The organism is Bacteroides sp. 1_1_14, assembly GCF_000162515.1.
GTDB lineage: Bacteria > Bacteroidota > Bacteroidia > Bacteroidales > Bacteroidaceae > Bacteroides > Bacteroides thetaiotaomicron.
In genome coordinates, this window is the sequence record NZ_GG774702.1 from 282,587 (window position 1) to 306,807 (window position 24,221).

General features: G+C 41.7%; 24 protein-coding genes and 1 pseudogene. 12 read left to right on the plus strand and 13 right to left on the minus strand.

Annotated elements, in window-relative coordinates:
- Positions 1-187: 187 nt before the first annotated feature.
- Positions 188-1,243: a winged helix DNA-binding domain-containing protein gene (locus tag HMPREF9007_RS23170; protein ID WP_008759722.1), complete on the plus strand. Its 1,056-nt coding sequence runs from the start codon at positions 188-190 to the stop codon at positions 1,241-1,243.
- 403 nt (positions 1,244-1,646) lie between these two features.
- Here HMPREF9007_RS23170 and HMPREF9007_RS23165 read toward each other — a convergent pair whose 3' ends face one another.
- The gene (locus HMPREF9007_RS23165; RefSeq protein WP_008763965.1) at positions 1,647-2,312 is read right to left on the minus strand and encodes a DUF1349 domain-containing protein; all 666 of its coding nucleotides are present in this window, start codon (positions 2,310-2,312) and stop codon (positions 1,647-1,649) included.
- Between the two features lie 87 nt (positions 2,313-2,399).
- On the opposite strand from HMPREF9007_RS23165, the gene HMPREF9007_RS23160 reads away from it, so the two are divergent.
- Complete coding sequence (locus HMPREF9007_RS23160) at positions 2,400-3,173, plus strand: LuxR C-terminal-related transcriptional regulator (protein ID WP_008759724.1); 774 nt, start codon at positions 2,400-2,402, stop codon at positions 3,171-3,173.
- Between the two features lie 40 nt (positions 3,174-3,213).
- Here the strand turns inward: HMPREF9007_RS23160 and HMPREF9007_RS23155 are convergent, their stop codons facing one another.
- Positions 3,214-3,909 (minus strand): HAD family hydrolase, encoded by a 696-nt coding sequence (locus HMPREF9007_RS23155; RefSeq protein WP_008759725.1) that lies wholly within the window; start codon positions 3,907-3,909, stop codon positions 3,214-3,216.
- Positions 3,910-4,035: 126 nt separating this feature from the next.
- Here HMPREF9007_RS23155 and HMPREF9007_RS23150 point away from each other — a divergent pair, with 126 nt between their 5' ends.
- A complete protein-coding gene (locus HMPREF9007_RS23150; RefSeq protein WP_008759726.1) occupies positions 4,036-5,100 on the plus strand; it encodes a DUF2027 domain-containing protein in 1,065 nt (354 codons plus the stop codon).
- Positions 5,101-5,161: 61 nt separating this feature from the next.
- Here the strand turns inward: HMPREF9007_RS23150 and HMPREF9007_RS23145 are convergent, their stop codons facing one another.
- From HMPREF9007_RS23145 to hemW, 9 genes and pseudogenes are all read right to left on the minus strand, one after another.
- Positions 5,162-5,518 carry a hypothetical protein gene (locus tag HMPREF9007_RS23145; RefSeq protein WP_008759727.1) on the minus strand — a complete coding sequence of 119 codons (357 nt, stop codon included), beginning with the start codon at positions 5,516-5,518 and terminating at the stop codon, positions 5,162-5,164.
- A gap of 291 nt (positions 5,519-5,809) precedes the next feature.
- The gene (locus HMPREF9007_RS23140; RefSeq protein ID WP_008759728.1) at positions 5,810-6,418 is read right to left on the minus strand and encodes a lysine exporter LysO family protein; all 609 of its coding nucleotides are present in this window, start codon (positions 6,416-6,418) and stop codon (positions 5,810-5,812) included.
- A complete protein-coding gene (locus HMPREF9007_RS23135) occupies positions 6,415-6,702 on the minus strand; it encodes a LysO family transporter (protein ID WP_008759729.1) in 288 nt (95 codons plus the stop codon). Before HMPREF9007_RS23135 ends, HMPREF9007_RS23140 begins: the two co-directional genes overlap by 4 nt.
- An 86-nt stretch (positions 6,703-6,788) precedes the next feature.
- Complete coding sequence (locus tag HMPREF9007_RS23130) at positions 6,789-7,799, minus strand: DUF4249 domain-containing protein (RefSeq protein WP_008759730.1); 1,011 nt, start codon at positions 7,797-7,799, stop codon at positions 6,789-6,791.
- 7 nt (positions 7,800-7,806) lie between these two features.
- Positions 7,807-10,519 (minus strand): annotated as a pseudogene (locus HMPREF9007_RS23125) (TonB-dependent receptor).
- A 5-nt stretch (positions 10,520-10,524) separates the two neighbouring features.
- Positions 10,525-11,397 carry a FecR domain-containing protein gene (locus HMPREF9007_RS23120; RefSeq protein ID WP_008759731.1) on the minus strand — a complete coding sequence of 291 codons (873 nt, stop codon included), beginning with the start codon at positions 11,395-11,397 and terminating at the stop codon, positions 10,525-10,527.
- A 24-nt stretch (positions 11,398-11,421) separates the two neighbouring features.
- Positions 11,422-11,856: a hypothetical protein gene (locus tag HMPREF9007_RS23115; protein ID WP_008759732.1), complete on the minus strand. Its 435-nt coding sequence runs from the start codon at positions 11,854-11,856 to the stop codon at positions 11,422-11,424.
- A 134-nt stretch (positions 11,857-11,990) separates the two neighbouring features.
- Positions 11,991-12,539, minus strand: coding sequence for an RNA polymerase sigma-70 factor (locus HMPREF9007_RS23110; protein WP_008759733.1), 549 nt, complete (start codon positions 12,537-12,539; stop codon positions 11,991-11,993).
- A gap of 18 nt (positions 12,540-12,557) precedes the next feature.
- Positions 12,558-13,688: a radical SAM family heme chaperone HemW gene (hemW, locus tag HMPREF9007_RS23105; RefSeq protein WP_008759734.1), complete on the minus strand. Its 1,131-nt coding sequence runs from the start codon at positions 13,686-13,688 to the stop codon at positions 12,558-12,560.
- A 257-nt stretch (positions 13,689-13,945) separates the two neighbouring features.
- On the opposite strand from hemW, the gene HMPREF9007_RS23100 reads away from it, so the two are divergent.
- The 3 genes from HMPREF9007_RS23100 (at position 13,946) to HMPREF9007_RS23090 (ending at position 18,618) form a co-directional block, all read left to right on the plus strand.
- On the plus strand, positions 13,946-16,102 hold the full coding sequence (locus HMPREF9007_RS23100; protein WP_008759735.1) for an elongation factor G: 2,157 nt from the start codon (positions 13,946-13,948) through the stop codon (positions 16,100-16,102).
- A gap of 265 nt (positions 16,103-16,367) precedes the next feature.
- Complete coding sequence (locus HMPREF9007_RS23095) at positions 16,368-17,915, plus strand: HAMP domain-containing sensor histidine kinase (RefSeq protein WP_008759736.1); 1,548 nt, start codon at positions 16,368-16,370, stop codon at positions 17,913-17,915.
- 1 nt (position 17,916) lies between these two features.
- Positions 17,917-18,618: a response regulator transcription factor gene (locus HMPREF9007_RS23090; protein WP_005678712.1), complete on the plus strand. Its 702-nt coding sequence runs from the start codon at positions 17,917-17,919 to the stop codon at positions 18,616-18,618.
- Positions 18,619-18,692: 74 nt separating this feature from the next.
- Here the strand turns inward: HMPREF9007_RS23090 and HMPREF9007_RS26960 are convergent, their stop codons facing one another.
- The gene (locus tag HMPREF9007_RS26960) at positions 18,693-18,869 is read right to left on the minus strand and encodes a hypothetical protein (RefSeq protein WP_008759737.1); all 177 of its coding nucleotides are present in this window, start codon (positions 18,867-18,869) and stop codon (positions 18,693-18,695) included.
- Between the two features lie 139 nt (positions 18,870-19,008).
- Positions 19,009-19,455, minus strand: coding sequence for a MarR family transcriptional regulator (locus HMPREF9007_RS23085; protein WP_008759738.1), 447 nt, complete (start codon positions 19,453-19,455; stop codon positions 19,009-19,011).
- A 160-nt stretch (positions 19,456-19,615) separates the two neighbouring features.
- Here HMPREF9007_RS23085 and rpsF point away from each other — a divergent pair, with 160 nt between their 5' ends.
- The 6 genes from rpsF to HMPREF9007_RS23055 all read left to right on the plus strand — a co-directional run.
- Positions 19,616-19,960 carry a 30S ribosomal protein S6 gene (gene rpsF / locus HMPREF9007_RS23080; RefSeq protein WP_008759739.1) on the plus strand — a complete coding sequence of 115 codons (345 nt, stop codon included), beginning with the start codon at positions 19,616-19,618 and terminating at the stop codon, positions 19,958-19,960.
- Between the two features lie 2 nt (positions 19,961-19,962).
- Positions 19,963-20,235, plus strand: coding sequence for a 30S ribosomal protein S18 (gene rpsR, locus HMPREF9007_RS23075; protein WP_008759740.1), 273 nt, complete (start codon positions 19,963-19,965; stop codon positions 20,233-20,235).
- Positions 20,236-20,249: 14 nt separating this feature from the next.
- Positions 20,250-20,693 carry a 50S ribosomal protein L9 gene (gene rplI / locus HMPREF9007_RS23070; protein WP_008759741.1) on the plus strand — a complete coding sequence of 148 codons (444 nt, stop codon included), beginning with the start codon at positions 20,250-20,252 and terminating at the stop codon, positions 20,691-20,693.
- Between the two features lie 80 nt (positions 20,694-20,773).
- On the plus strand, positions 20,774-22,420 hold the full coding sequence (locus HMPREF9007_RS23065; RefSeq protein WP_032850098.1) for a DUF6377 domain-containing protein: 1,647 nt from the start codon (positions 20,774-20,776) through the stop codon (positions 22,418-22,420).
- 252 nt (positions 22,421-22,672) lie between these two features.
- Entirely contained in the window at positions 22,673-23,791 is a 1,119-nt protein-coding gene (locus tag HMPREF9007_RS23060; RefSeq protein WP_008759743.1) for a Gfo/Idh/MocA family oxidoreductase, read from the plus strand.
- Between the two features lie 7 nt (positions 23,792-23,798).
- Positions 23,799-24,221 (plus strand): Gfo/Idh/MocA family oxidoreductase (locus HMPREF9007_RS23055; protein WP_008759744.1); only part of this gene is annotated, 423 nt, incomplete at its 3' end.

Below are 24,221 nucleotides of genomic sequence, written 5' to 3' on the forward strand. Positions count from 1 at the left end.
TTCTTTGTTATGGAGTACAAAAGTAGAGATTTATTCGGAGACTTCCAACAGCTTCTGACTCTTATCGAGAGAGTTGAAATAATATCTGTACCGATGTTTCTGCTGATATTTGGTTTATCAATTAACAGTTTATAATGAATAGTTTGCGAAGAAACTTTATATTTGTGGCAAATAAAATAACTAATTTATGAATATACTGAATATCCGTTTGCTGAATCAGCAGTTATTAAATCCACTTTTTCGTGAACCTAAAGAGTTGGTATCCTGGATGGGAGCCATGCAGGCACAGAACTATTCCATGGTGAAGTGGGCAGTAGGGATGCGTCTGAAATCGGCTACAATTCAAACAGTAGAGAAGGCGTTGCGTGAGGGAGAAATTCTGAGGACTCATGTGATGCGTCCTACGTGGCATCTGGTGGCGGCAGAGGATATCCGCTGGATGCTGAAACTTTCCGCGCAACGTATTATTTCGGCAAATGATTCTTTTGCGAAAGGATATGATCTGGACATCCCAAATGAACTCTATACGAAAGCGCATGACCTGTTGGAGAAGATTCTTTGTGGAAAGAAAAGTCTGACAAAACAAGAGATTGCCGAACACTTTAACCGTTCGGGGATTGTGGCGGACAATCACCGTATGACTCGCTTTATGGCACGTGCGGAGCAGGAAGGCATCATTTGTAGTGGCGAGGACAGAGGAAGTAAATGCACGTACGCACTTTTGGAAGAACGGGTTCCGCCGATGCCCGAACTGACGAAAGACGAGTCTTTGGCGCGCTTGGCACGGAGTTATTTCCGTAGCCATTCTCCGGCAGTTCTGCAGGATTTCATTTGGTGGTCGGGGCTGCCGGTTTCGGATGCAAAACAGGCTGTTTATCTGATTGCTTCGGAACTGACAACCGAACAATGGAAAGAACAGACATGGTATATTCATGACACCTGCCGGACTCGTGGCAAACTGTCGGGACATATACATCTTTTGCCCTCCTATGATGAATATCTGCTGGGATATAAAGACCGGACGGATGTTCTGCCGCTTGAACATTATCCCAAAGCGTTTACTAACAACGGACTGTTCTTCCCGATTGTCCTTCATAACGGTCAGGTCATAGGAAACTGGGATAAATCGGAAAAGAAGAAAAGCGTGGACCTGAAATATTCATGGTTCAGGCAGGTGGCTGATATGGATGAAGAAACGTTGGAACGGGAGCGGCAGAAATTTGCCCGTTTTTTGGGAAAATAGCTTGATGGGACACTGGTAAAGTGGGAGTGTTTAGTGGAAAGTTCCGTTAGGATACGGAACCGGGTTCTGTTACTATCCATTAGCCGACGATAGTTACTCATTAATCACATAAATAGCGATTTTTTTTCGTTGCACCTAGGTGAGACGAAAGAGTCACCTAGGTGCTTCAGTTGTTTAACCAAGGTGAGACAATTGTTGTACCTAGGTGCAACGGAAGAAAATAGCCAAGAATGACGATCATTTTGGCTGATGGAATACTTGTTTAGCCATACATCTCCCTAAAGGGTAATTGTTCTGAGTGAATCGCTATTGATTGGCTCAACAAGACTGTCCGTGAAGTGTGATTGTGTACCATCATTTTGCTCCGCCATCTAAGGGAGCTTGTTGGAAGAACTGTCTTTCTTTATTTGTCGGCTTGTTTTTTAGCCCATTCCAGTCTCCGCTGATCTGCCAAAGGAGTTACCTTAAATTCTTCGAATGTGGCCGTGAATCCCTTTCCGTCCGGGCAGGCTCCCATTAATCCGACCATAACCGGACAATTATCCTGCAACCAGCAAGTACGTATCATCGTATATTCCTTATCATCGCGGGAGAAGAAAATCTCCACTGCATCCAGTCGGCGGACCGCTTTAATCCATAAAGAACGAGGAGCATCCGGCAGTTGCACTACACTCCAGTCGCTGGTGCGGTGGGTGACTACGGCACTTACATTCTGTTTGCCGTCTACGTACTCTACCCCTGCCTTTATCCAGTTCTCGTGGTCGATGCGTAACATCAATCCCATTTGGTCGAAAGTAGTCACATAATTGCCGGTTATTTTCACTTTCACCTCAAACTCTCCGCCATAAGTAGCATAGTAGAAAGGTCCGTCGTCTACCGTAAATCCGTAGTGGGAAATCCGCCAGAAATCGGTTTTCGCCGGAACGTCCATCACTAAAGCCTTGCCTTCTTTTATTTCCCATTGCTGAGGCTCATTCAGCCAGTTCATTTTGTCCAGACTTTGTGCCATAGAAGAAGTTGCTGCCGCCAATAACGCGATTGACATGATTTTGATTTTTAAATGTTTCATGTTCGTTTCTTATTTATTTATCTTTGTGGTGCAAAGATAGGTCATGCCTGTCCTTGCGACAATACTGAATAATAACCATTTTATACGATGGACGTACTACAAAAAGAAATTGATGAAGTCTATGCTACGCATCCGACAGCGCACGAAGCACTGGATAATGGAATAGTGGAACAACACCAGCAGTTTGTCCGCTCATTGACGGAAGTTAATGGAGGGTGTGCTGTCATTTCCGATCTTTCGAACCGGAAAAGTTACGTTACTGTCCATCCGTGGGCGAATTTCCTGGGACTTACTCCCGAAGAGGCGGCTTTAAACGTAATTGATTCGATGGACGAAGATTGTATCTACCGGCGCATTCATCCGGAAGATTTGGTAGAAAAGCGTTTGATGGAATACAAGTTTTTCCAGAAGACTTTTTCCATGTCTCCCGGCGAACGGCTGAAATATCGGGGCAGATGCAGACTGCGTATGATGAATGAAAAAGGCGTTTATCAATACATTGACAACCTTGTGCAAATCATGCAGAACACCCCTGCCGGCAATGTCTGGCTGATCTTCTGCCTTTATTCCTTATCTGCCGACCAACGGCCGGAACAAGGCATTTATGCTACGATAACCCAGATGGAACGTGGGGAAGTAGAAACATTATCCCTTTCGGAAGAGCACCGCAATATCCTTTCAGAACGCGAAAAGGAAATACTGCGCTGCATACGGAAAGGGCTGTCGAGTAAAGAAATAGCAGCGACTCTTTATATCAGTGTGAATACGGTCAACCGCCACCGACAGAATATTTTGGAAAAACTTTCTGTCGGCAACTCGATAGAAGCCTGTCGGGCAGCGGAGCTGATGAAATTGCTGTAATATTCCTTGAATTTATCCGGGATTTATCCAGATAGAGTATTTATCCAAGTAAAGATAGCAGATCATCGAGTCTTTTCACCTGTTTCAAGCGTTCGTGTGCGAACGTTTCCGTTACTTCATGCTTCCACATGACTTCAAAAGGAATATGTACTCCGTATCCACCTAAAGATAAGACCGGCTGAATATCCGATTTAAAAGAATTGCCGACCATCAAAAGTTCGGAAGGAGTTATTTGCAGAATACTCAATAGCCGGAGATATTCTTTTTCCGTCTTGTCGGACATCACCTCGATATGGTCAAAGTAAGGAGATAATCCCGAACGTTCCAGCTTATTCTCCTGGTCCAGCAAATCTCCCTTTGTAGCTACTACCAACTTGTATTTTCCCGTTTCTTTCAGCGTTTTCAGCGTTTCCTTGACTCCCGGAAGTAATTCGATAGGCATTTTCAACAAGGATTTCCCTAAATCGACAATTTCCCGAATAATGTCGGCTACAATCTTTCCGTTGCTGATCTGTAATGCTGTTTCGACCATTGAAATGGTAAACGCCTTGGCGCCATATCCCAAAATTTGCAGATTATTCATTTCTGTTTGGAATAAGGCGGCTGAGATTTCTTTGGAGGTGCCATACGGTTTCAGCAAATCCGTATACTGTTTTTCCACTTCCTGAAAAAAAGGTTCGTTACTCCACAGCGTATCGTCTGCATCAAAAGCTATGACTTTAATAAGTTCTTTCATCGGTCTTGTCGTTAATGGGGGACGAGAATCGTTCCGTTATATTTTGCGGCAAAGTTACTGTATTTTCATATAAATCCCTATCTTTGTTACCCGTTTTAAGTTTGAATTTTAATAGGAGATACAATAATGAAAATAGGAGATAAGGTGCGTTTCCTCAGTGAGGTAGGCGGTGGAATCGTAACAGGATTCAAAGGAAAAGACTTTGTACTGGTGGAAGATGCGGATGGTTTTGATATCCCGATGCCGATACGTGAATGTGTCGTGATTGAGGCGGATGATTACAATATAAAACGCAAGCCTGCCGCGACAGCTCCGAAGCAGGAGGAACCCGCGAAGCCGGTCAAACCGGAAATGCCGGTTATACAGCGCCAGCCGGAAGTGCGTGGCGGTGATACGTTGAATGTGTTTTTGGCTTATGTGCCCGAAGATGCCAAAGCGATGATGACTACTCCTTTCGAGGCATATCTGGTGAATGACAGCAATTACTATCTGTATTACACTTATCTGAGTGCGGAAGGAAAGGCTTGGAACAACCGTTCACATGGACTGGTAGAGCCGAATACCAAACTGTTACTGGAAGAATTCACCAAGGATGTATTGAATGAAATGGAACGGGTAGCTGTCCAGCTGATCGCTTTCAAGGATGGAAAGCCTGCTGCCATCAAACCTGCTGTCAGCGTAGAGCTGAGGATTGATACGGTGAAATTCTATAAACTGCATACATTCAGTGCTTCCGATTTCTTCGAAGAACCTGCTCTGATTTATGATATTGTGAAAGATGATGTGCCTGCCAAGCAGGTATATGTGTCGGCGGAAGAGATTCAGTCAGCTTTGTTGCAGAAAAAGTTTGTGGATAAACCCAAGTCGCAGCCTATTGTGAAGCCCAACCACGGTCAGAGCGGAAAAAATGGGATTATTGAAGTAGACCTTCATATTGATTCTCTGCTTGATGATACGCACGGAATGAGTAACAGCGAAATTCTGAACTACCAACTGGACAAATTCCGTGAAGTAATAGAGGCGAATAAAGAGAAGCGTGAGCAGAAAATTGTGTTTATTCACGGAAAAGGAGACGGAGTGCTTCGGAAAGCCATTATTGATGAATTGAAACGGAAACACAGCAATTACCGTTATCAGGATGCCTCTTTTCAGGAATATGGTTTCGGGGCTACCATGGTGACTATCAAATGATAAAAAGAAGGGTGGAGAACTTAACCGGTCTCCACCCTTTCTCTTGTTATATGATTCAATTTTACTTACTTAGGTCGATGCCTTTATTCAGTAAAGTAAGGTTCATCAGAGCGGCATATTTAGCATATTGTTCAGCGCTGAGCGTCTTTCTCATAAGTTTCAAGTTGCCGTATACAGCGTTGCGCAATTTTGCTTCTTTATCTTTCTTGGCTGTAGTGGCTCTTGACATCTGTTCTGAGAAATAATCGCAGATGTTTGCTACTTCTTCGCTCTGAACAGAGTTTAACTGCAAATATTTACCTAATTTATTTACGTTGATGTTACCTTCCCATTTTGCAGTTGTAGGTTGGTTTCCTGCTGCAAAAGTCGAAGCAGCGAGGCAGAGTGCTGCCACTAATGTTAATCTTAAACGTTTCATAATACCTACTTTTTAATTGTTATACCTAAAAACTATTCCTAAAAACAAATCTAATACCTATTGAAAACTGATCTAGTCGCTTAGTTTTTTCTTTTTACCTATGCAAATATAGCGATATGTTTTATAGCATAAAAATAAAGAAAAGGAAAAGATTTTGTTTCGGTTGATTTCTTGATCTACATCAAGAAGTCAACTGCTTTTTGATACAAAAAGACCTTATTCTGAAACATTTTTGCAATACGTGTGCGGAAACGAAAATGTAATATAACTGAATTTTAAGGAATATTGCTGTTAAAATGATATTGAGCAAAGGAAGGTGACGAGAAATGGAACACTGAAATCAACTACAAAACCATGAAAGATAGAAATGATTACGAATTCTTTTCCGGAACATCGGGTGATGATGGGAAGAGTAGTGTCCATTGTGGTAGCTCCTCCTACAGAAATAGGGGCTAGTTTGCCGAAATACTTCACGAGTAACGGGGCTCCCAGCAATGCTATGATTTCACGCATGATGTTGGATAACAATGCGATTGTTCCCAATTCCGGACCTTTATATTCGGTGATGAATATACTCGAAAGGGAATAGTAGCCGAATCCGGCTCCCACTGCCATACAGTCTGAAGAGGTTCTTTGGCTCATGAAAATGCCTGCTACGGCGCATCCTGCCAATGTCCCCAGTATCGTCATGACGGGGAGAAACATCAGGCGGGGATTCAGAGAACGGAAACTTTTCAGTGTGTTGGGATCATTACCGATACTGATACCTACGCAGAACATCAGTCCGCAAAGGGCGTAATAGCTTAGTTTGCTATCCGTAAAATCGTAAGGAATCAGATGATAAAACCCGCAAAGGGTACCGAGAATGAAAAATGAGACGATGATCAGACTTCCTTTCATGCTTCCGTCTCCTTCCCTCTATTCCTTATATATAATAGGTACCAGAGTCCCCATGCGCAAAGTATACTGCCGGTCACTGCCGCCAGTGTGATAATGAGTGCTTCGAGTCCCAATGTATGCAGTCCTTTGATGATAGCTTCGTTTCCTCCTACATCAATCCCGAGGAGGAAGAGCAGGACCCATATCAGCAGGGTGATTATTTTATGTATCCAAGATAGTCTTTTATTACGTAGCAGGAAGCCTAGAAGCATTCCTGTCAGCATAATTCCGATGATGATAAACATAGTAAGTGCCTGTTTTTGGCTACAAAAGTAATAATAATAATTGAACTATATCTATTGAGGACAGCAATGAATCAATAATCGTACTTTTACAGGAATGAAGCCTCTCTGTTATCCATAATATGAATGACCTTGCTTACTTCTGTGCTGATCCCCACTATTCCTGTTCCTCCGTGCACATTACTGGGATACTTGATGGGGTCGTTTATCGTATCATCAAAAGCATCGGAATCTATGAGATTGAGTGCTTTCAGGTAATAATATTCAGATTCCGTAATACTTAAAAGGTGCACTATTATATCTACTTTAGCAGATGGATACGGTCCGTCGTAACTTTGAAAGATATAGCGTGGTACGTAAACTGTCATTGTGTAGGGACTATTCTTGAAGCGTGAATCGTCAAACACGCCATAAACGTTTTTGGCTATATCGAACATGCCGTTATTTTCATCGTTCTCGGTGGAAGGCTGTCCGTCTGTCAGTACAATATCTTCTCTGTATACAAAGTTGTAGTTGTGCCATGTTTTGGTATAGAGTTCATTGTCTTCATTTCGTAGCATTTGAATAACTCGTGTGTCCATGATAATCCGATAATAATTATTCTCATCGGGGAGGTCTCTGAATGTTATTTTGTGCCGGAGAAACTCTGTGGTAAAACTGCTTTCTGTAAACGGAATGGTAAGCGTATCAATTTTTTCTATTTCTGCCGGACGTCGCGGTACGGTAACTTCTGCCCATGCGTGATATTGCCCGTCGTCGGTGAGAGCGTCAAGCCGTAACACATCACCTGAAGACAGTTTTCCCGTAATTTTGAATTGGCATTGAGGAACTGAGTATTCAGATTCAATAGGCAGAGGACGCAGTTGTTCTGTCAATACTCCGTTGACACGCACTTCCAGTGTGGCGTTCTGAATATGGGTTACCCGTTCCTTTCCTGTAAGATTGAGGAACACGATGTTGGTCAGGCTGTCTGCATTAATTAACGCATTCATTACAAGTTTGGGTGGATTATCTTTGACGTTGAAAGGTAAATCGTTCTCGCAAGAGGCGATAGTCAGTACTGATATCAATATGCATAGATAATGTATAAAGGTTTTCATAAACATTTTAGAATTTATAAGTATAAGTGAATGAAGGAATGAGTGGTAGAAGCGTAAATTTCCTGATGACACTTTGGCCTTCCTTGTTGGTACTGCGATATACCCATGCCGGATTCATGGCGTTGTACACATTGTAAAGACTGATGTTCCAGGTGCGCATACCGTGTTTCGTCTTTTTGTTAAAATTGATACCGATGTTCAGCCGATGGCTGGAGGGAAGGCGGTAGTTATTACGATGTTCTACGTAAGAGGATTCTACGACGTAGGTATTATCATAATTGTTGTAAGAGCCATCGACATAGTTTCCATATCCTCCGGTGATATATCCTCCTATAAAATAAGAAACATTGCCGGGGCGAATCACTGCTGTCTGCTCTTCAGGGATAGTGCTTGTACCTCCCGTATAGAACACCCAGGAAGCGCCGACATCAATCCGGTCACTGAATTTATGATTAATGGTGAGGTTTTATATTGTGGCGACGGTCATATTTATATGGAAACCGTTCTCCATTGTTGATGCTGCCTTTGGCAAACTTACGGTCACTCTTGGCAAGAGTATAAGATACCCAACCGGTTGTCTTTCCGATTGTTTTCTGTGCCATAAATTCAATTCCCATCGAACGTCCGCGTCCCATTTCCACTTTATTTTCCCATCCTGCGGATGCACCGAAGATGCTGATACCTTCTTTGTATTCCAGTACATTACGCATATCCTTATAGTAGCCTTCTACCGAAAACTCCCAGCCTTTGATGCCTGTATAATAATTGCCTAAAGAATATTGGTGGCTTTGCATCGGTTTTATTCTTTTTGTGACAGGAACCCATAAATCCATCGGCATGGAAATAGGTGTGGAAGTTAGTAAATGTACATATTGGTTCATCTTGGTATAAGAAGCTTTGAGTGAGACATCTTTGGTCAACTGGTAACGGGCGGACACACGTGGCTGGACAGAAAAATAGCTTTTCTGTTGTACATGAAATAAAGAAAAGTTAAATCCAAGGTTCACTCGTAGGCGTGGATTGATTCTGAAGTTGTCTTCTATATAGGCAGATGCCTCATGTGCATAAACCAAACGATTGTTGATGCCATGATAGATAGTATCATTGGGTAATTTATTATCGGTTCGCTCTGATATTTTGGAAGTCATGACTTCCGGCCGAAAGCTGTGATACAGATATTCCGCACCAAACTTAATGCGATGTGCGGGGGTGGGGTGGTAGTCAAAGTCCATCTTATAACTCCAGTCCTGAATACCGGAGCGGTAGTCAGCAGAATATTTATTGGTGGTAGCCTGGTGTGTGGTAATATCTGTATGCTGGCTGTAGGTATATGTGTCGGCATAAAACCTATATTTATTGAAAGCAACTGTCGTATTGCTGAATAACTTATTGTTGAATATAAAATTCCAGCGTGCAGAGATAATAGTATTCCCCCAGTCCATTTTGCTCTTATTCTCATAGCCTGAATATTCGGTGATTTTGTTTCCAAAGTGGTCTTTCCCGTTATAGGCGCTGAGGAAGAGGCGGCTTCGGTCGGAGAATTTGTGATTGATTTTTGCGTTTATGTCATAGAAGTAGTAGCTGCTTTTGTCATTTTTGGGCATAAAGGGCTTAGCCAGTAAATCTAAGTAGGAGCGCCGCGCGGAGAGATTGAATGACGTTTTTCCTTTGATAATGGGGCCTTCCAAATTGATTTTGCTGGTCAACAACCCGATACTCAACATACCGTGAAATTTCTGCATATCGCCATCATTAGTGCGAACGTCAATTACTGACGAAAGACGACCGCTGAAACGGGCGGGGAAGGAACTTTTGAAGAAAGTTACTTTTTTCACTGCTTCGGGAGTAAACACGGAGAAGAAACCGAATAAGTGATCTACATTGTATACTGGAACACCGTCAAGCAAAATAAGGTTTTGGTCGGGACTACCGCCACGTACGTATAATCCGGCGGACCCGTCTACTCCGGCTTGCACGCCGGGCATCAATTGGATGGTCTTCATCACATCCGCTTCCCCCAACACGCTGGGTGTACTTTTTATTTGAGTGGTCGGAATTTCGATGGCTCCCATTTGTGTGGCAAGGTTTCCGGCTTCCGATTTATTCGATACGATGACCACCTCTTGCAGTTGGTTGTTGTCTTTCATGCTGATATTCAGTACTGTATCCCTTTGAAGGGTGAATGAGTATGTGTCTGCCCCATAACCTAAATAGGAGAAGCGCAGTGTAGCTTCTCCTTCGGGTAATGTGATACTGTAAAAACCGTAAGGATTGGTAGTAGTTCCTTGTCCCTGATGACTCTCGACAATATTGACTCCAATCAACGTCTCGGACGACGTCCCGTCGGTAACATATCCGCTGATAGTAAACTTGCGGCTTACCGGCTTTTGCACCCTTTTCTTTTGCAAGAGAATGTATCTCTCAGAGAACTTGTAACTGATCGGCTCATTCTTGAATACGAGATCCAGTATCTCATGCAAAGGCATATCTTTCACTTTCAGATTGATTTTATGACTGATGCTGATTTCTTCACTGTAGATAAAAGAATATCCTGTAGAGTTTTCGATTAACTTGACGAACTCCTTCAATGTAGCATTTCGCAATGTGATTGTGAGTCGGGCATTTGCATTCTGTGCGTATGCCTGTGCGGTGATAAGGATCACCATACCTATCAGAACGAGCGTTCTGACAGGTAGGTGTCCTTGGTGAATAGTTCTCATTTAGTCTAGTTTTTAGTAATAGTAATCTGTTGAGTGTTTCGTGAATAGTTGAAATAACCGGCATTATGCAGTACAGATAAAATCGCATCCAAGTCTTCTCCATTACGGAATCGCGCTGTGATCCGATAATTTTGCAAGGTTGAGTCGGCAATGTGAATCGTTGTTCCGAATGAGTTGGAAAGTTCGCGGGCAATCTCCTGCAACGGCAGATCATCGAATATGAACTCCCCGTGACGCCATGAAATTTCATCTCCGGCATTCTCCAGTACCTTGCGGGTAAGCTTTTGTTCCACCTTATTATATATAGCCACCTCATTCGGTTTCAGCACCATGCGTACTGAGTTGTTTTTATTGCTGACTGCAACCGACCCTGTTAATAAAGTCGTCTTTACATCCGGATTGTCGGGATAGGCGTCCACATTGAAGTGAGTGCCCAATACTTGAACGTCAATTGTTTCTGTCTGCACTATAAACGGATGCTTTGAGTCTTTACTTACTTCAAAATAGGCTTCTCCGCTCAACTCCACTTCCCGGTCATCCGATTTGAACCGTTCCGGATAGGAAAGGGAAGAATAATGGTTTAGCGTGACGGAAGTGCCGTCGGGCAGACGGACGGTACGTGTTTCTGCCAAAGTGCTAACAGTCTGTATGGTTGCCGGCTGCATGTACAGATAAGCTGTCCATACCGATAGACACAGTAAAACTACTGCTGCCGCTGCCGCAAATGTGCGTGTCAGATACAACCGGTGGTTGCGGAAATTCAGCTTTTTCTCCAGCTGCGGATAGCTGGATGCTGCTGAAAAACGTCCTCTCGGTGAGCGGGTGGAAGCGATGAGCTTGTTCAGTATGTCTTCTAATTCTCTATCGGTATATTTCATATCTTTTTCTATTTAGCTTTCTTTCTAATTCCGTTTCAGCAGAATCGTCAGTTTGCTTACACTGCCTTCTTTCCACTGAGGAGTACAGGACAAGGTAATGTTCTGCTGTTTTAGTACCATCTTTTTGGGATATAACTTAATGATGGTCGTTGCCGATTTCTGTCCCGCCTTGATGGTGACTTTGGCTTCTGTCAGTTTCATAATCGGTGCCTGTCCCGCCGGCAAAGCAGGAGTGGCAAGTAGCACTGTCCTGTCTTCTTTGGATTTGTCGGTGGCAATAATTTTAATCTGCAACTCACTCTCGGATTGATTCTTGTCACATTCTACTGTTCGGGTAGATTTTTCAAATCCTACGTAATCCTTTGGATAATTGTCATTGTCATTGTTGCAGGAAAATAGGCTCAGGCATGTTGTTAAAAGGATAAAGAGTCCAACGTTTGCGTCATTAAACTTTTTCATCATTCAATCTTTTTTAGTGATTAATCGGTTTATTTGCTGATAAAGACCGGAGATTGACAGAAACTCCCTACGTCTTTTGTGCAAATAAAAGTTAATATAAAAAAGAAGTGCTGAACTCTTCGGGTGATCTTCGGTTATTCGCTGGACGAAATCATCTCTTTCAGTCGGGTGACAGCTTTCTGTAGCTGGGCATCAACTGTCTTTATGCTGATATCCAATTCTTCTGCTACTTGGGCATAACTTTGTTTTTCTTCACGGATGCGGATGAATATTTCCCGGCAACGTTCCGGAAGCCGGTCGAGTGCTTTCACATAGATTGCAAACAGTTCTTCACTGATTAATGACTCTTCCGGAGAATAACTTTGTTCCTGTGGCTCCGGCAAGGAATCGGAATGGATGGTGGCGTACTTCGACTCTTTTTCCAGATAATTGAGAGAAGCGTTCTTGACCAGAATAAAGCAATAGTCCTCGATGTTTTTCACATCAAGAAGGGTGTCGCGCTGCTTCCAAAGTTTGAGGAAGATGTCGAGTACGATTTCCTGCGACCATTCTTCCTGTTTCACATAATAATAGGCTATGCGGAAGAGTCGGTCGTAAGTCATGTTATAGAAGTCGCGGAAGGCTGTTTGCGAGTCCAGTTCCTTCATTTGCCGTAATAACTTCCTTACTTCTGATTCGGTCATCGGCTGATCGTTTATTTTTTAATTAACCCAAAGCAAGTCGCTCATAATGCTGTCGGAGATGAAAATTCCTTCCCGTGTCAGGCGTAAAGCCCCCTCGTGAATTACCAGTTTCCCATTTTCCAGATAAGGGGCAGACATTTTCCGGCAATATTCCCACAGTTCATTACCGAACTCTTGTTTTAGTTTTTCTATAGGTGTTCCCCATACGGTGCGTATGGTGGTAATGATAAATTCGTTGTAACGGGTCGTTTGGTCCAGGTTTTCTGTCTCAAAGTCGCGTTGGTTTCTTTCTATACCTTTTATATATAGGTCGATGGAAGATACGTTCCATTCGCGTGTTGCTCCATTGAATGAATGTGCGGACGGTCCGCAGCCCAAATATGGTATTCCCCTCCAGTACGAAGTATTGTGACGGGAGTATTTGTCGGGGCGGCAGAAATTGGATATTTCATAATGCTCGTATCCTGCATTCTGCAAATGTTCGATCAGCAATGTAAAGAACTGCAGACTGGAATCTTCGTCTACTTCCTCTATCTGATGCTGCTTCAACATATTATATATAGGTGTATCTTCTTCGTAAGTCAAATGGTAAGCAGAAATATGCTCTACATCCAGGCGGATAGCTTGCCGGAGGTCGTTTTCCCACCGTCCCTTTGTTTCGCCCGGCAGTCCGTAAATCAGATCAATGCTGATATTCTGAAATCCCGCTTCTCTGCACCTGCGAACAGCTTCGATGGCTGTTTGGGAATTATGGCGACGTTTCAGTAATCGTAGTGTCGTATCATCAAAAGTCTGTATCCCCATGCTGATACGGTTGAAAGGGAGCGAGGATAACATCTTCAGATATTCCTGTGACAGATCGTCCGGATTGGCTTCCAGAGTAATCTCCCGGCAGTGTTCCATTCCGTAATTTTCCCGTATAGTTTCAAAGATGCGTTTAAAATCAGCTTCCTCCAGTTGAGAGGGAGTTCCTCCTCCGAAATAAATGGTTTCTATAGGTTCGCCTTTCAGATATTCTTTCCGCATTCCCAGTTCATGGCAGAGGGCGTGCACATAACGCGTCTTTAATTCGCTGCGGGTAGTCGAATAAAAATCGCAATAGATGCAACGTGTCTTACAGAAGGGGATATGAAGATAAATACCTGCCATAGTAGATGTTTAGTTTGTTACCAATTGATTATAGCCTGCAAATTTAAACCTTTTTTCTGAGCTATTGATACAATTAACGGGAATTAGGTATAAGTTTGGCCTGCCTGGTAACCATAAAACGGACCTTATGTTACATAACATTGTTTAGTAACACTGTCATAAATATTGCTTTTCCCCCAATAAATCCCTAATTTGCGCAACACTAAATTAATGGTATGCGAGAAACATACTGAGTAATTACTAAAATCTTATATATTATGAAAGTATATCAGACTAATGAAATTAAGAACATTGCCTTGTTGGGAAGTTCTGGCTCTGGGAAAACCACTCTCGTGGAAGCGATGCTTTTCGAGAGTGGTGTTATAAAACGTCGCGGATCTGTTGCCGCAAAAAACACAGTTAGCGATTATTTCCCTGTTGAACAAGAGTATGGTTACTCCGTTTTCTCTACCGTTCTCCACGTAGAATGGAACAATAAAAAGCTTAATATTATAGACTGTCCGGGTTCGGACGACTTCGTTGGCAGTACGGTAACTGCACTTAATGTGACCGACACAGCAATTATTCTTCTCAATGGCCAATACGGCGTCGAAGTCGGTACACAAAATCACTTCCGATACACTGAAAAATTGAATAAGCCAGTTATTTTTCTAGTCAACCAGCTTGATAATGAAAAATGCGACTATGATAATATCCTCGAACAATTGAAAGAAGCGTATGGATCTAAGGTGGTTCCCATCCAATATCCTATTGCTACCGGTCCGGGCTTTAATGCCTTGATTGACGTATTGTTGATGAAAAAATATTCGTGGAGACCCGAAGGCGGCGCTCCTACGATTGAAGATATACCGGCAGAAGAAATGGATAAGGCTATGGAAATGCATAAAGCATTGGTAGAAGCCGCTGCCGAAAATGACGAAGGACTGATGGAGAAATTCTTCGAACAAGATTCTCTGACAGAAGATGAAATGCGTGAAGGTATCCGTAAGGGTTTGATCGCCAGAGGTATGTTCCCTGTATTCTGTGTTTGCGGTGGTAAGGACATGGGCGTTCGCCGTCTGATGGAATTCCTTGGCAACGTAGTTCCTTTTGTGTCTGAAATGCCGAAAGTGGAAAACACAGATGGTAAGGAAGTGGCTCCGGACGTAAATGGTCCCGAATCTTTGTACTTCTTCAAGACGAGTGTCGAGCCGCATATCGGTGAAGTATCTTACTTTAAAGTAATGAGCGGCAAGGTTCGTGAAGGTGATGACTTGCTGAATGCCGACCGTGGTTCGAAAGAACGTATCGCTCAGATTTATGTCGTAGCCGGTGGTAACCGTGTGAAAGTGGAAGAACTTCAGGCGGGTGATATCGGTGCTGCCGTAAAACTGAAAGATGTGAAGACAGGCAATACACTCAACGGTAAAGACTGCGATTATAAATTCAACTTTATCAAATATCCGAATTCTAAATATTCCCGTGCTATCAAACCGGTGAACGAAGCGGACGTGGAAAAGATGATGACCATCTTGAATCGTATGCGTGAAGAAGATCCGACATGGGTGATCGAGCAATCGAAAGAGTTGAAGCAAACACTGGTACACGGACAGGGAGAATTCCATTTGCGTACGTTGAAGTGGCGTCTGGAAAATAATGAAAAACTTCAGGTTAAATTTGAGGAACCGAAGATTCCGTATCGTGAAACGATTACGAAGGCTGCCCGTGCCGACTATCGTCATAAGAAACAATCCGGTGGTGCTGGTCAGTTTGGTGAAGTTCACCTGATCGTTGAGCCTTATAAAGAAGGTATGCCTGTGCCCGATACTTACAAGTTTAATGGACAGGAATTTAAGATTACCGTGAGAGGCACTGAAGAAATTCCATTGGAATGGGGCGGTAAGCTGGTATTTATTAACAGTATCGTAGGTGGCTCTATCGATGCCCGTTTCTTGCCTGCTATTATGAAAGGTATCATGTCACGCCTGGAACAAGGCCCGTTGACAGGTTCGTATGCCCGTGACGTACGTGTAATCGTATATGACGGTAAGATGCACCCGGTAGACTCAAATGAAATCTCCTTTATGCTTGCCGGACGTAACGCATTCAGTGAAGCCTTCAAGAATGCCGGTCCGAAGATTTTGGAACCGATTTATGATGTGGAAGTATTTGTTCCGTCCGACAGAATGGGTGATGTGATGGGAGATCTTCAAGGGCGCCGTGCCATGATTATGGGTATGAGCAGCGAAAAAGGTTTCGAGAAACTTGTTGCTAAAGTACCTTTGAAGGAAATGTCTTCATATTCGACAGCGCTTAGTTCACTTACCGGCGGACGTGCTTCATTTATCATGAAGTTTGCTAGTTATGAACTTGTTCCGACAGATGTTCAGGATAAGTTGATTAAGGATTTTGAAGCTAAACAAACAGAGGAATAAACAATAATTCTCTCAAAACTGTTAAAACCGTTGTCTTTTTTAAGTAAAAGGCAGCGGTTTTTGTTTAACTATGATTAATAAAGATGGAAAATCGCAAGGAAAAGATTTAATTTTTTATTAAATTTGCAAACCAAAGGAGGAGTTATATTGTTGTAGTAATCAGAATACAACCTAAATAGCTCTTTACGGTTAATTTCCGGGAACTTCCGGTTAAATCAAGTTAATGTGTTAGGAGTGTTAATTAGGGAGTGTTAATTTTGTTGCTATGAAGAAGTCAACAATTTGGATATTAAGTATTGTAATGGGGCTTTCTTTCCTTAGTCTGTTGTATTTGCAGGTCAGTTATATAGAGGAAATGATGAAAACCCGGAAGGAGCAATTTGATTCGGCTGTGCGCAACAGTTTGGATCAGGTTTCCAAGGATGTAGAATATGCAGAAACTATGCGCTGGTTGGTTGAGGATATTTCGGATGCTGAAAGAAAAGCGCTGACTGAAAACAATACTTCATTAGGGCAGAATAATGTAGTTCGGGGGACACAGCGATTTCAAGTGAAGTCACGGGATGGCAAGATTATTTCTGACTTTGAATTGAGGGTGATGAAGATCAAACCGTCTGAACTTCCTAAAGCGATGGTACGTGGACGAAACACGATTCCTCAGACTTCTAATTCGATGTTGGAAGCTATCAAGAATCGCTATATGTATCAGCGGGCACTGTTGGATGAAGTAGTGTTGGACATGATTAGACGTGCGAGTGACAAGTCGATTGGTGATAGAGTACGGTTCAGGGACCTTGACGATTATCTGAAATCGAACTTATATAATAATGGTATAGACTTGCCTTATCATTTTGCAGTGATTGACAAGGATGGACGTGAAGTATACCGTTGTGCAGATTATGAAGCAAAAGGAAGTGAAGAATCCTATCAGCAGGCATTGTTTAAAAACGACCCGCCTGCAAAGATGAGTATTCTGAAAGTGCATTTCCCGGGAAAGAAGGATTATATTTTTGATTCGATCAGTTTCATGATTCCGTCACTGATATTTACGTTGGTGTTGTTGGTGACATTCATCTTTACGATTTATATCGTATTCCGCCAGAAGAAGTTGACGGAGATGAAGAATGACTTTGTCAATAACATGACGCATGAGTTCAAGACGCCGATATCGACTATCTCGCTGGCAGCGCAGATGTTGAAGGACCCCGCGGTAGCAAAATCACCGCAAATGTTCCAGCATATATCGGGAGTCATAAATGATGAGACCAAGCGCTTGCGCTTTCAAGTGGAAAAGGTACTGCAGATGTCAATGTTCGACCGGCAGAAGGCAACACTGAAGATGAAGGAAATTGATGCAAATGAACTGATTTCGGGAGTGATCAATACCTTTGCACTGAAAGTAGAACGATATAATGGTAAGATAACATCGAACCTTGAGGCAGCCGATCCTGTTATATTTGCAGATGAAATGCATCTTACCAATGTGATCTTCAATCTGATGGATAATGCGGTGAAGTATAAGAAAGCGGAAGAAGATCTGGAACTGAAAGTGAAAACGTGGAATGAATCGGGAAAACTGATGATTTCGATACAGGATAACGGTATCGGTATCAAAAAGGAAAACCTGAAAAAGATATTTGAAAAGTTCTATCGTGTGCATACGGGTAATCTGCACGATGTGAAGGGCTTTGGACTGGGGCTGGCTTATGTGAAGAAAATTATTACCGATCATAAGGGGACCATTAGAGCAGAAAGCGACCTGAACGTAGGAACTAAATTTATTATTGCATTACCTTTATTAAAAAATAATTGATATGGACGAGAAACTGCGTATTTTATTATGCGAGGATGACGAAAATCTTGGCATGCTTTTAAGAGAATATTTACAGGCAAAAGGTTATTCTGCTGAGTTATATCCTGATGGAGAAGCCGGTTATAAGGCTTTCTTGAAGAATAAATATGACTTGTGCGTGTTTGACGTTATGATGCCTAAAAAGGATGGCTTTACGTTGGCACAGGATGTCCGTGCTGCGAATGCTGAGATACCTATCATCTTCCTGACTGCAAAAACGCTGAAAGAAGATATCCTGGAAGGATTTAAGATTGGTGCGGATGATTATATCACGAAACCATTCAGTATGGAAGAGTTGACTTTCAGAATTGAAGCTATCTTGAGACGTGTTCGTGGAAAGAAGAACAAAGAAAGCAATATCTACAAGATCGGTAAGTTTACTTTCGATACTCAGAAACAAATTCTGGCTACAGAAGGCAAGCAGACGAAGCTGACTACCAAAGAATCTGAACTTCTCGGACTGCTTTGTGCACACGCTAATGAAATTCTGCAACGTGACTTTGCTCTGAAGACTATCTGGATTGATGATAACTACTTCAATGCCCGTAGTATGGATGTGTATATTACGAAGTTGCGTAAGCACCTGAAAGAAGATGACTCTATCGAGATTATCAATATTCACGGAAAAGGCTATAAGCTGATCACACCGGAAGTTGAATCTTAATGAGTACTCCGATAACCAAAAATAAAAAATCCCGGAAACATTCGTTCCCGGGATTTTTATTGATTTCTAATAAATTAATCAGCGATCTTCTTATTAATGACAATATAAGAAATGAGTCCCAGTACTACGAGGAATACTGAACTGCCCAAAACCGCGTTGTTGTTTACATTGCCGGTAAAGGAACAAGCCAACAGGATGACCACTCCGATCAAGATTAATATCAATCCCAAATTCTTTAATAAGCCTTTCATGCGTGTGTATTTTAATAGATTATAATATTCCAGTCACAAATTAAAGCATAATTCTTTAACGGGCGAAATAATTTAGGTGAAAAATCCATTATAAAGACAGATTTAGTGGATTTTATGAATTAAACGATTGTTTTTCTGTTTAGTCTTTGGTATTGTAGAATACCTTTTTTAAGACCTCCTGCCCGATGCTCAGTTCTTCGAGAGTGATGCCATGCAGAGCTTCCTTCAATGTCTGTCCCGCAATGATGCGTGCTTTCTCTTCCAGTTCTTTTCCGTCTTTTGTTAGGTGGATCAGATTGGTGCGGCGATCTTTTTTGTCGGAAATACGTACTACAAGATGCTGCCGTTCCATGTTGTCTATGAGGCGGGTCATACTGGGTTTGTCTTTAAAAGTTGCATTGCACAACTCTTGTTGTGTAACGCCGTCTTTTTCCCATAGAAAAATGAGAACCGTCCATTGTTCCGGGCTGATTTCCAGACCGTTCTGACGGAAATTGCGATATAGCTTCCGGTTGATTGCTGCGGAAACCTTACCATTTAGGATGGCGAATATAAGCCGGATATCGAAATTAAATTGCTCTATCATGAAATTATTGTTTAAACAACTTTGCAAAGGTAAGCCACTTCCCGGATAATTCCTACATTAGGATACAAAAAAAGATTAAATATTTGTAGTTCAAAATAAAATGCCTAACTTTGCACCCGCATTTTAAAATAAAATAAATTATTTATTTAATTAAACGAGTATGAATCAATACGAAACCGTTTTCATTTTAACTCCCGTTTTGTCTGATGTTCAGATGAAGGAAGCGGTAGAAAAATTCAAAGGTATTCTTCAAGCTGAAGGTGCTGAGATTATCAATGAAGAAAACTGGGGACTGAAGAAATTGGCTTATCCAATTCAGAAGAAGTCAACAGGTTTTTATCAATTGGTTGAGTTCAATGCAGATCCTACTGTCATTGACAAGTTGGAACTTAACTTCCGTCGTGATGAACGCGTTATCCGCTTCTTGACTTTCAAAATGGACAAGTATGCTGCGGAATATGCTGCTAAAAGAAGAAGTGTTAAATCAAACAAAAAGGAGGATTAATCATGGCACAACAGACTCAATCAGAAATCAGATATTTAACTCCGCCCTCAGTAGACGTTAAGAAGAAAAAATACTGTCGTTTCAAAAAGAGTGGTATCCGTTATATCGACTACAAAGATCCTGAATTCTTGAAGAAATTCTTGAACGAACAAGGAAAGATTCTTCCACGTCGTATCACTGGTACTTCTTTGAAGTTCCAACGTCGTATCGCACAGGCTGTGAAGAGAGCTCGTCACTTGGCATTGTTGCCTTATGTAACTGACATGATGAAATAAGAAGGAGGAAAAGTATGGAAATTATATTGAAAGAAGACATCGTAAACTTGGGTTATAAGAACGATATCGTAAACGTGAAATCCGGATACGGTCGTAATTATCTGATCCCGACTGGAAAAGCTATCATCGCTTCTCCTTCTGCAAAGAAAATGTTGGCTGAAGACTTGAAACAACGTGCTCACAAACTTGAGAAAATCAAGAAGGATGCTGAAGCATTGGCTGCTAAGTTGGAAGGCGTTTCTTTGACTATTGCAACAAAAGTTAGTTCAACAGGTACTATCTTCGGTTCTGTAAGCAATATCCAGATTGCTGAAGCATTGGCAAAACTGGGTCACGAAATTGACAGAAAGATCATCGTTGTAAAAGACGCAGTGAAAGAAGTTGGTAACTACAAAGCTATCGTTAAACTTCACAAGGAAGTTTCTGTAGAAATTCCTTTCGAAGTAGTTGCTGAATAAGAGCAAATTTACTTCATATATTAAAAAAGCGATTTGTTCTGATGGATAAATCGCTTTTTTTTATCATCTTTGCTAGTAATATGAAATTCAACCGTTGTTATCTGAAGAGAATCGTTTTGCTGTTCCTGGTTGCTCTGGGAATCGGCAATGCTCTTTATGCAAATAACGAATTGAAAATACTGGCTGACTCTCTGCATAAAATGATAGATGCGAAGCCTCTCTTCGTCCAGAAGAAAGAGCAGCGAATCGCCCGGATTAAATGTTTACTGAAGGACTCTGGGCTGACTCCCGATCGGGAATATAAGGTGAATCTCCAATTATACAATGAGTATAAGAAATTTAATATAGACTCTGCCATTCATTATGTCGACCGGAACCTTGAAATCGCTCGTCAGTTAAATAGAAACTATTTGAAATACCAGTCTTCTTTGCAACTCAGCCTTGTATATTCCATGTGCGGCAGATATAGAGATGCAGAATTACTTCTCGAAAAAATGAAGCCATCAGAACTTCCTCGTTCATTATTAGCTACTTATTATGATACATATGCCCGTTTTTGGGAGTATTATTCGATTTCTGCTACCAATAATCAGTACGGAAAAAAACGGGAAGCTTATCAGGATTCACTGTATGCTCTTATGGATCATACTTCCTTTGACTATAAATTGTCACGGGCTTATTCTTATGCAGGACGCGATTCAACAAAGGCGATCAAGATTTTGGATGAGTTGCTGAATGCTGAGGAGGTAGGAACTCCTAATTATGCGATGATTACTCATTCGTATGCCATGCTGAGCCGCTATTTGAAAAGAGAGGATGATGCGAAGAAATATCTTATGATGTCCGCCATTGCTGATATTCAGAATGCCACACGTGAAACGGCCTCCTTGCAGGCACTTGCACTGATACAATATGAGGAAAATAATTTAGCGGATGCTTTCAAATTTACTCAGTCGGCTATTGATGATGTAGTTTCCTCCGGCATTCATTTCCGGGCAATGGAAATCTATAAATTCTATTCTATCATTAATACGGCTTATCAGACGGAAGAAGCTAGGTCTAAATCGAATCTGATTACTTTTCTTATCTCAACCAGCGTTTCTCTTTTTCTTTTAATCGTGTTGGTTGTGTTTATTTATATTCAGATGAAAAAAACGTTGCGGATGAAACGGGCGCTGGCACAAAGTAACGAGGAGCTTCTGAGATTGAACGACAAACTGAACAGCATGAATAGTGAGTTGAATGATAAGAATGATGAACTGTGCGAGATTAATAATATAAAGGAGCATTATATCGCTCAGTTTTTCGACGTGTGCTTCAGCTATATTCATAAAATGGAGAAGTATCAGAATATGCTGTATAAAATAGCCATTAATAAGTGCTATGAGGAACTGATTAAAAAGCTGAAATCTTCCGCATTGATTGATGATGAACTTGATGCTCTGTATACTCGCTTCGATAGAGTCTTTTTGAATTTATATCCGACTTTTGTTTCAGATTTCAATGCTTTACTGAAAGATGACGAGAAGATCATTCTTAAGCAGGACGCTTTGTTGAACAGGGAACTTCGTATCTATGCATTGTTACGTTTGGGTATTACGGATAGCGGGAAGATTGCCAACTTCCTTCGTTGCTCTACAAGTACTGTTTATAATTATCGTACTAAAATGCGTAACAAGGCTGCAGTGGACCGGGATGAATTTGAAAATGAAATTATGAAAATCTGACCAATATAAACGAATTTGTGCCATCCAATAAATAAAGTGCTTTCCAAACAATCTACATTTTTTATATCACTAAATGATTGTAAGTTGTTGATTTATAAGGTTTAATATTATTTTATAATCTACATAAAGTTGTGTAGACTAAATAAAGCGTTATTTATTTGGCTAGTTTTGCGATATCAGTTTTCGAACAATCTGCCTACAGATGAAAATTGATACCTTTTATGTTGTTTGTACTTAAATTCGCAATTTTTTATGGATGCACAATTTTCACTTGACACAAAAATAAAAGTAGGAATAATCGGTTTCGGTAGAATGGGAAGATTCTATTGGGAGGCGATGCGGAAAAGCGGGCGATGGGAGATTGCCTATATTTGCGATACAGATCCTACCACGCGCGAACTTGCTAAAAAAATATCTCCTGAATCTCGTGTAGTAGAGAATGACCAAAAAATCTTTGAAGACGAGAGTGTACAGGTTGTCGGGCTCTTCACATTGGCAGACTCAAGGCTCGAACAAATAGAAAAGGCTATTCGGTACGGAAAACATATCATCGCAGAAAAACCCGTTGCAGATACGATGGAAAAGGAGTGGAAGGTGGTGGATATGATAGAAAACTCCAATGTACTTTCTACGGTGAACTTATATCTGCGAAATTCTTGGTATCATAATCTGATGAAGGAATATATTCAGAAGGGAGAAATAGGTGAGTTGGCCATTATTCGTATTTGCCACATGACTCCGGGACTGGCACCGGGTGAAGGACACGAATATGAAGGCCCTGCTTTCCATGATTGTGGAATGCATTATGTTGACATCGTTCGCTGGTATGCCGAAAGTGAATATAGAACATGGAATGCACAAGGCGTGAACATGTGGAATTATAAAGATCCCTGGTGGGTACAATGTCACGGAACTTTTCAAAATGGCGTAGTCTTTGATATAACTCAGGGTTTTGTCTATGGACAATTATCGAAAGACCAGACGCACAATTCTTATGTAGATATTATAGGTACGGAAGGTATCGTGCGTATGACGCATGATTTCAAAACAGCTGTCGTCGATTTACACGGAGTACATCAGACACTTCGTGTGGAAAAACCTTTTGGTGGTAAGAATATTGACGTGCTGTGCGATTTGTTCGCCGATTCCATATTGACCGGTAAGCGAAACCCTCGTTTGCCTTTAATGTATGACTCGACTATTGCATCCGAATATGCGTGGAAGTTCCTGCAGGATGCTCGTATGAATGACTTGCCGGCTATTGGCAATTTACAGACTCTTGAACAAATACGCGAACGCAGAAAAAACATGAAAAATGGATATGGGTTGCTGCATAGTAATCCACCACAAATAACTAACTCCTTAAAATAATAAAACCATGTCAGACTTTTCAAGAAGAAAATTTCTTAAAACGGGAGCCGCTGCTTTAGCAGGAATCACCATTGCTCCCAGTTCTATTTTAGGTATGAGCCACGGGCACGTTTCACCAACCGACAAACTGAACCTCGCAGCCGTAGGTATCGGCGGTATGGGCCATGCCAACATCAACAACGTGAAGGGCACCGAAAACATCGTAGCCCTTTGTGACGTAGACTGGAAATATGCCAAAGGCGTATTCGATGAATTCCCGAATGCGAAGAAATACTGGGATTACCGCAAGATGTACGATGAAATGGGCAAATCCATTGACGGCGTAATCATTGCTACCGCCGACCATACTCATGCCATCATCACGGCAGACGCCCATGACAATGGGCAAGCACGTATACTGCCAGAACCGTTGACTCACTCCGTTTACGAA

Bases quoted from the DNA above. Each gene is read 5' to 3' on its own strand.
- HMPREF9007_RS23170 (WP_008759722.1), top strand. From the start codon at position 188: ATGAATATACTGAATATCCGTTTGCTGAATCAGCAGTTATTAAATCCA.
- HMPREF9007_RS23140 (WP_008759728.1), bottom strand. From the start codon at position 6,418: ATGAAAGGAAGTCTGATCATCGTCTCATTTTTCATTCTCGGTACCCTT.
- HMPREF9007_RS23135 (WP_008759729.1), bottom strand. From the start codon at position 6,702: ATGTTTATCATCATCGGAATTATGCTGACAGGAATGCTTCTAGGCTTC.
- HMPREF9007_RS23085 (WP_008759738.1), bottom strand. From the start codon at position 19,455: ATGATAGAGCAATTTAATTTCGATATCCGGCTTATATTCGCCATCCTA.
- HMPREF9007_RS23150 (WP_008759726.1), top strand. From the start codon at position 4,036: ATGAAAATAGGAGATAAGGTGCGTTTCCTCAGTGAGGTAGGCGGTGGA.
- hemW (WP_008759734.1), bottom strand. From the start codon at position 13,688: ATGGCAGGTATTTATCTTCATATCCCCTTCTGTAAGACACGTTGCATC.
- HMPREF9007_RS23100 (WP_008759735.1), top strand. From the start codon at position 13,946: ATGAAAGTATATCAGACTAATGAAATTAAGAACATTGCCTTGTTGGGA.
- HMPREF9007_RS26960 (WP_008759737.1), bottom strand. From the start codon at position 18,869: ATGAAAGGCTTATTAAAGAATTTGGGATTGATATTAATCTTGATCGGA.
- rpsR (WP_008759740.1), top strand. From the start codon at position 19,963: ATGGCACAACAGACTCAATCAGAAATCAGATATTTAACTCCGCCCTCA.
- HMPREF9007_RS23110 (WP_008759733.1), bottom strand. From the start codon at position 12,539: ATGACCGAATCAGAAGTAAGGAAGTTATTACGGCAAATGAAGGAACTG.
- rpsF (WP_008759739.1), top strand. From the start codon at position 19,616: ATGAATCAATACGAAACCGTTTTCATTTTAACTCCCGTTTTGTCTGAT.
- HMPREF9007_RS23130 (WP_008759730.1), bottom strand. From the start codon at position 7,799: ATGAAAACCTTTATACATTATCTATGCATATTGATATCAGTACTGACT.
- HMPREF9007_RS23060 (WP_008759743.1), top strand. From the start codon at position 22,673: ATGGATGCACAATTTTCACTTGACACAAAAATAAAAGTAGGAATAATC.
- HMPREF9007_RS23120 (WP_008759731.1), bottom strand. From the start codon at position 11,397: ATGAAATATACCGATAGAGAATTAGAAGACATACTGAACAAGCTCATC.
- rplI (WP_008759741.1), top strand. From the start codon at position 20,250: ATGGAAATTATATTGAAAGAAGACATCGTAAACTTGGGTTATAAGAAC.
- HMPREF9007_RS23160 (WP_008759724.1), top strand. From the start codon at position 2,400: ATGGACGTACTACAAAAAGAAATTGATGAAGTCTATGCTACGCATCCG.
- HMPREF9007_RS23115 (WP_008759732.1), bottom strand. From the start codon at position 11,856: ATGAAAAAGTTTAATGACGCAAACGTTGGACTCTTTATCCTTTTAACA.
- HMPREF9007_RS23145 (WP_008759727.1), bottom strand. From the start codon at position 5,518: ATGAAACGTTTAAGATTAACATTAGTGGCAGCACTCTGCCTCGCTGCT.
- HMPREF9007_RS23090 (WP_005678712.1), top strand. From the start codon at position 17,917: ATGGACGAGAAACTGCGTATTTTATTATGCGAGGATGACGAAAATCTT.
- HMPREF9007_RS23065 (WP_032850098.1), top strand. From the start codon at position 20,774: ATGAAATTCAACCGTTGTTATCTGAAGAGAATCGTTTTGCTGTTCCTG.
- HMPREF9007_RS23165 (WP_008763965.1), bottom strand. From the start codon at position 2,312: ATGAAACATTTAAAAATCAAAATCATGTCAATCGCGTTATTGGCGGCA.
- HMPREF9007_RS23095 (WP_008759736.1), top strand. From the start codon at position 16,368: ATGAAGAAGTCAACAATTTGGATATTAAGTATTGTAATGGGGCTTTCT.
- HMPREF9007_RS23155 (WP_008759725.1), bottom strand. From the start codon at position 3,909: ATGAAAGAACTTATTAAAGTCATAGCTTTTGATGCAGACGATACGCTG.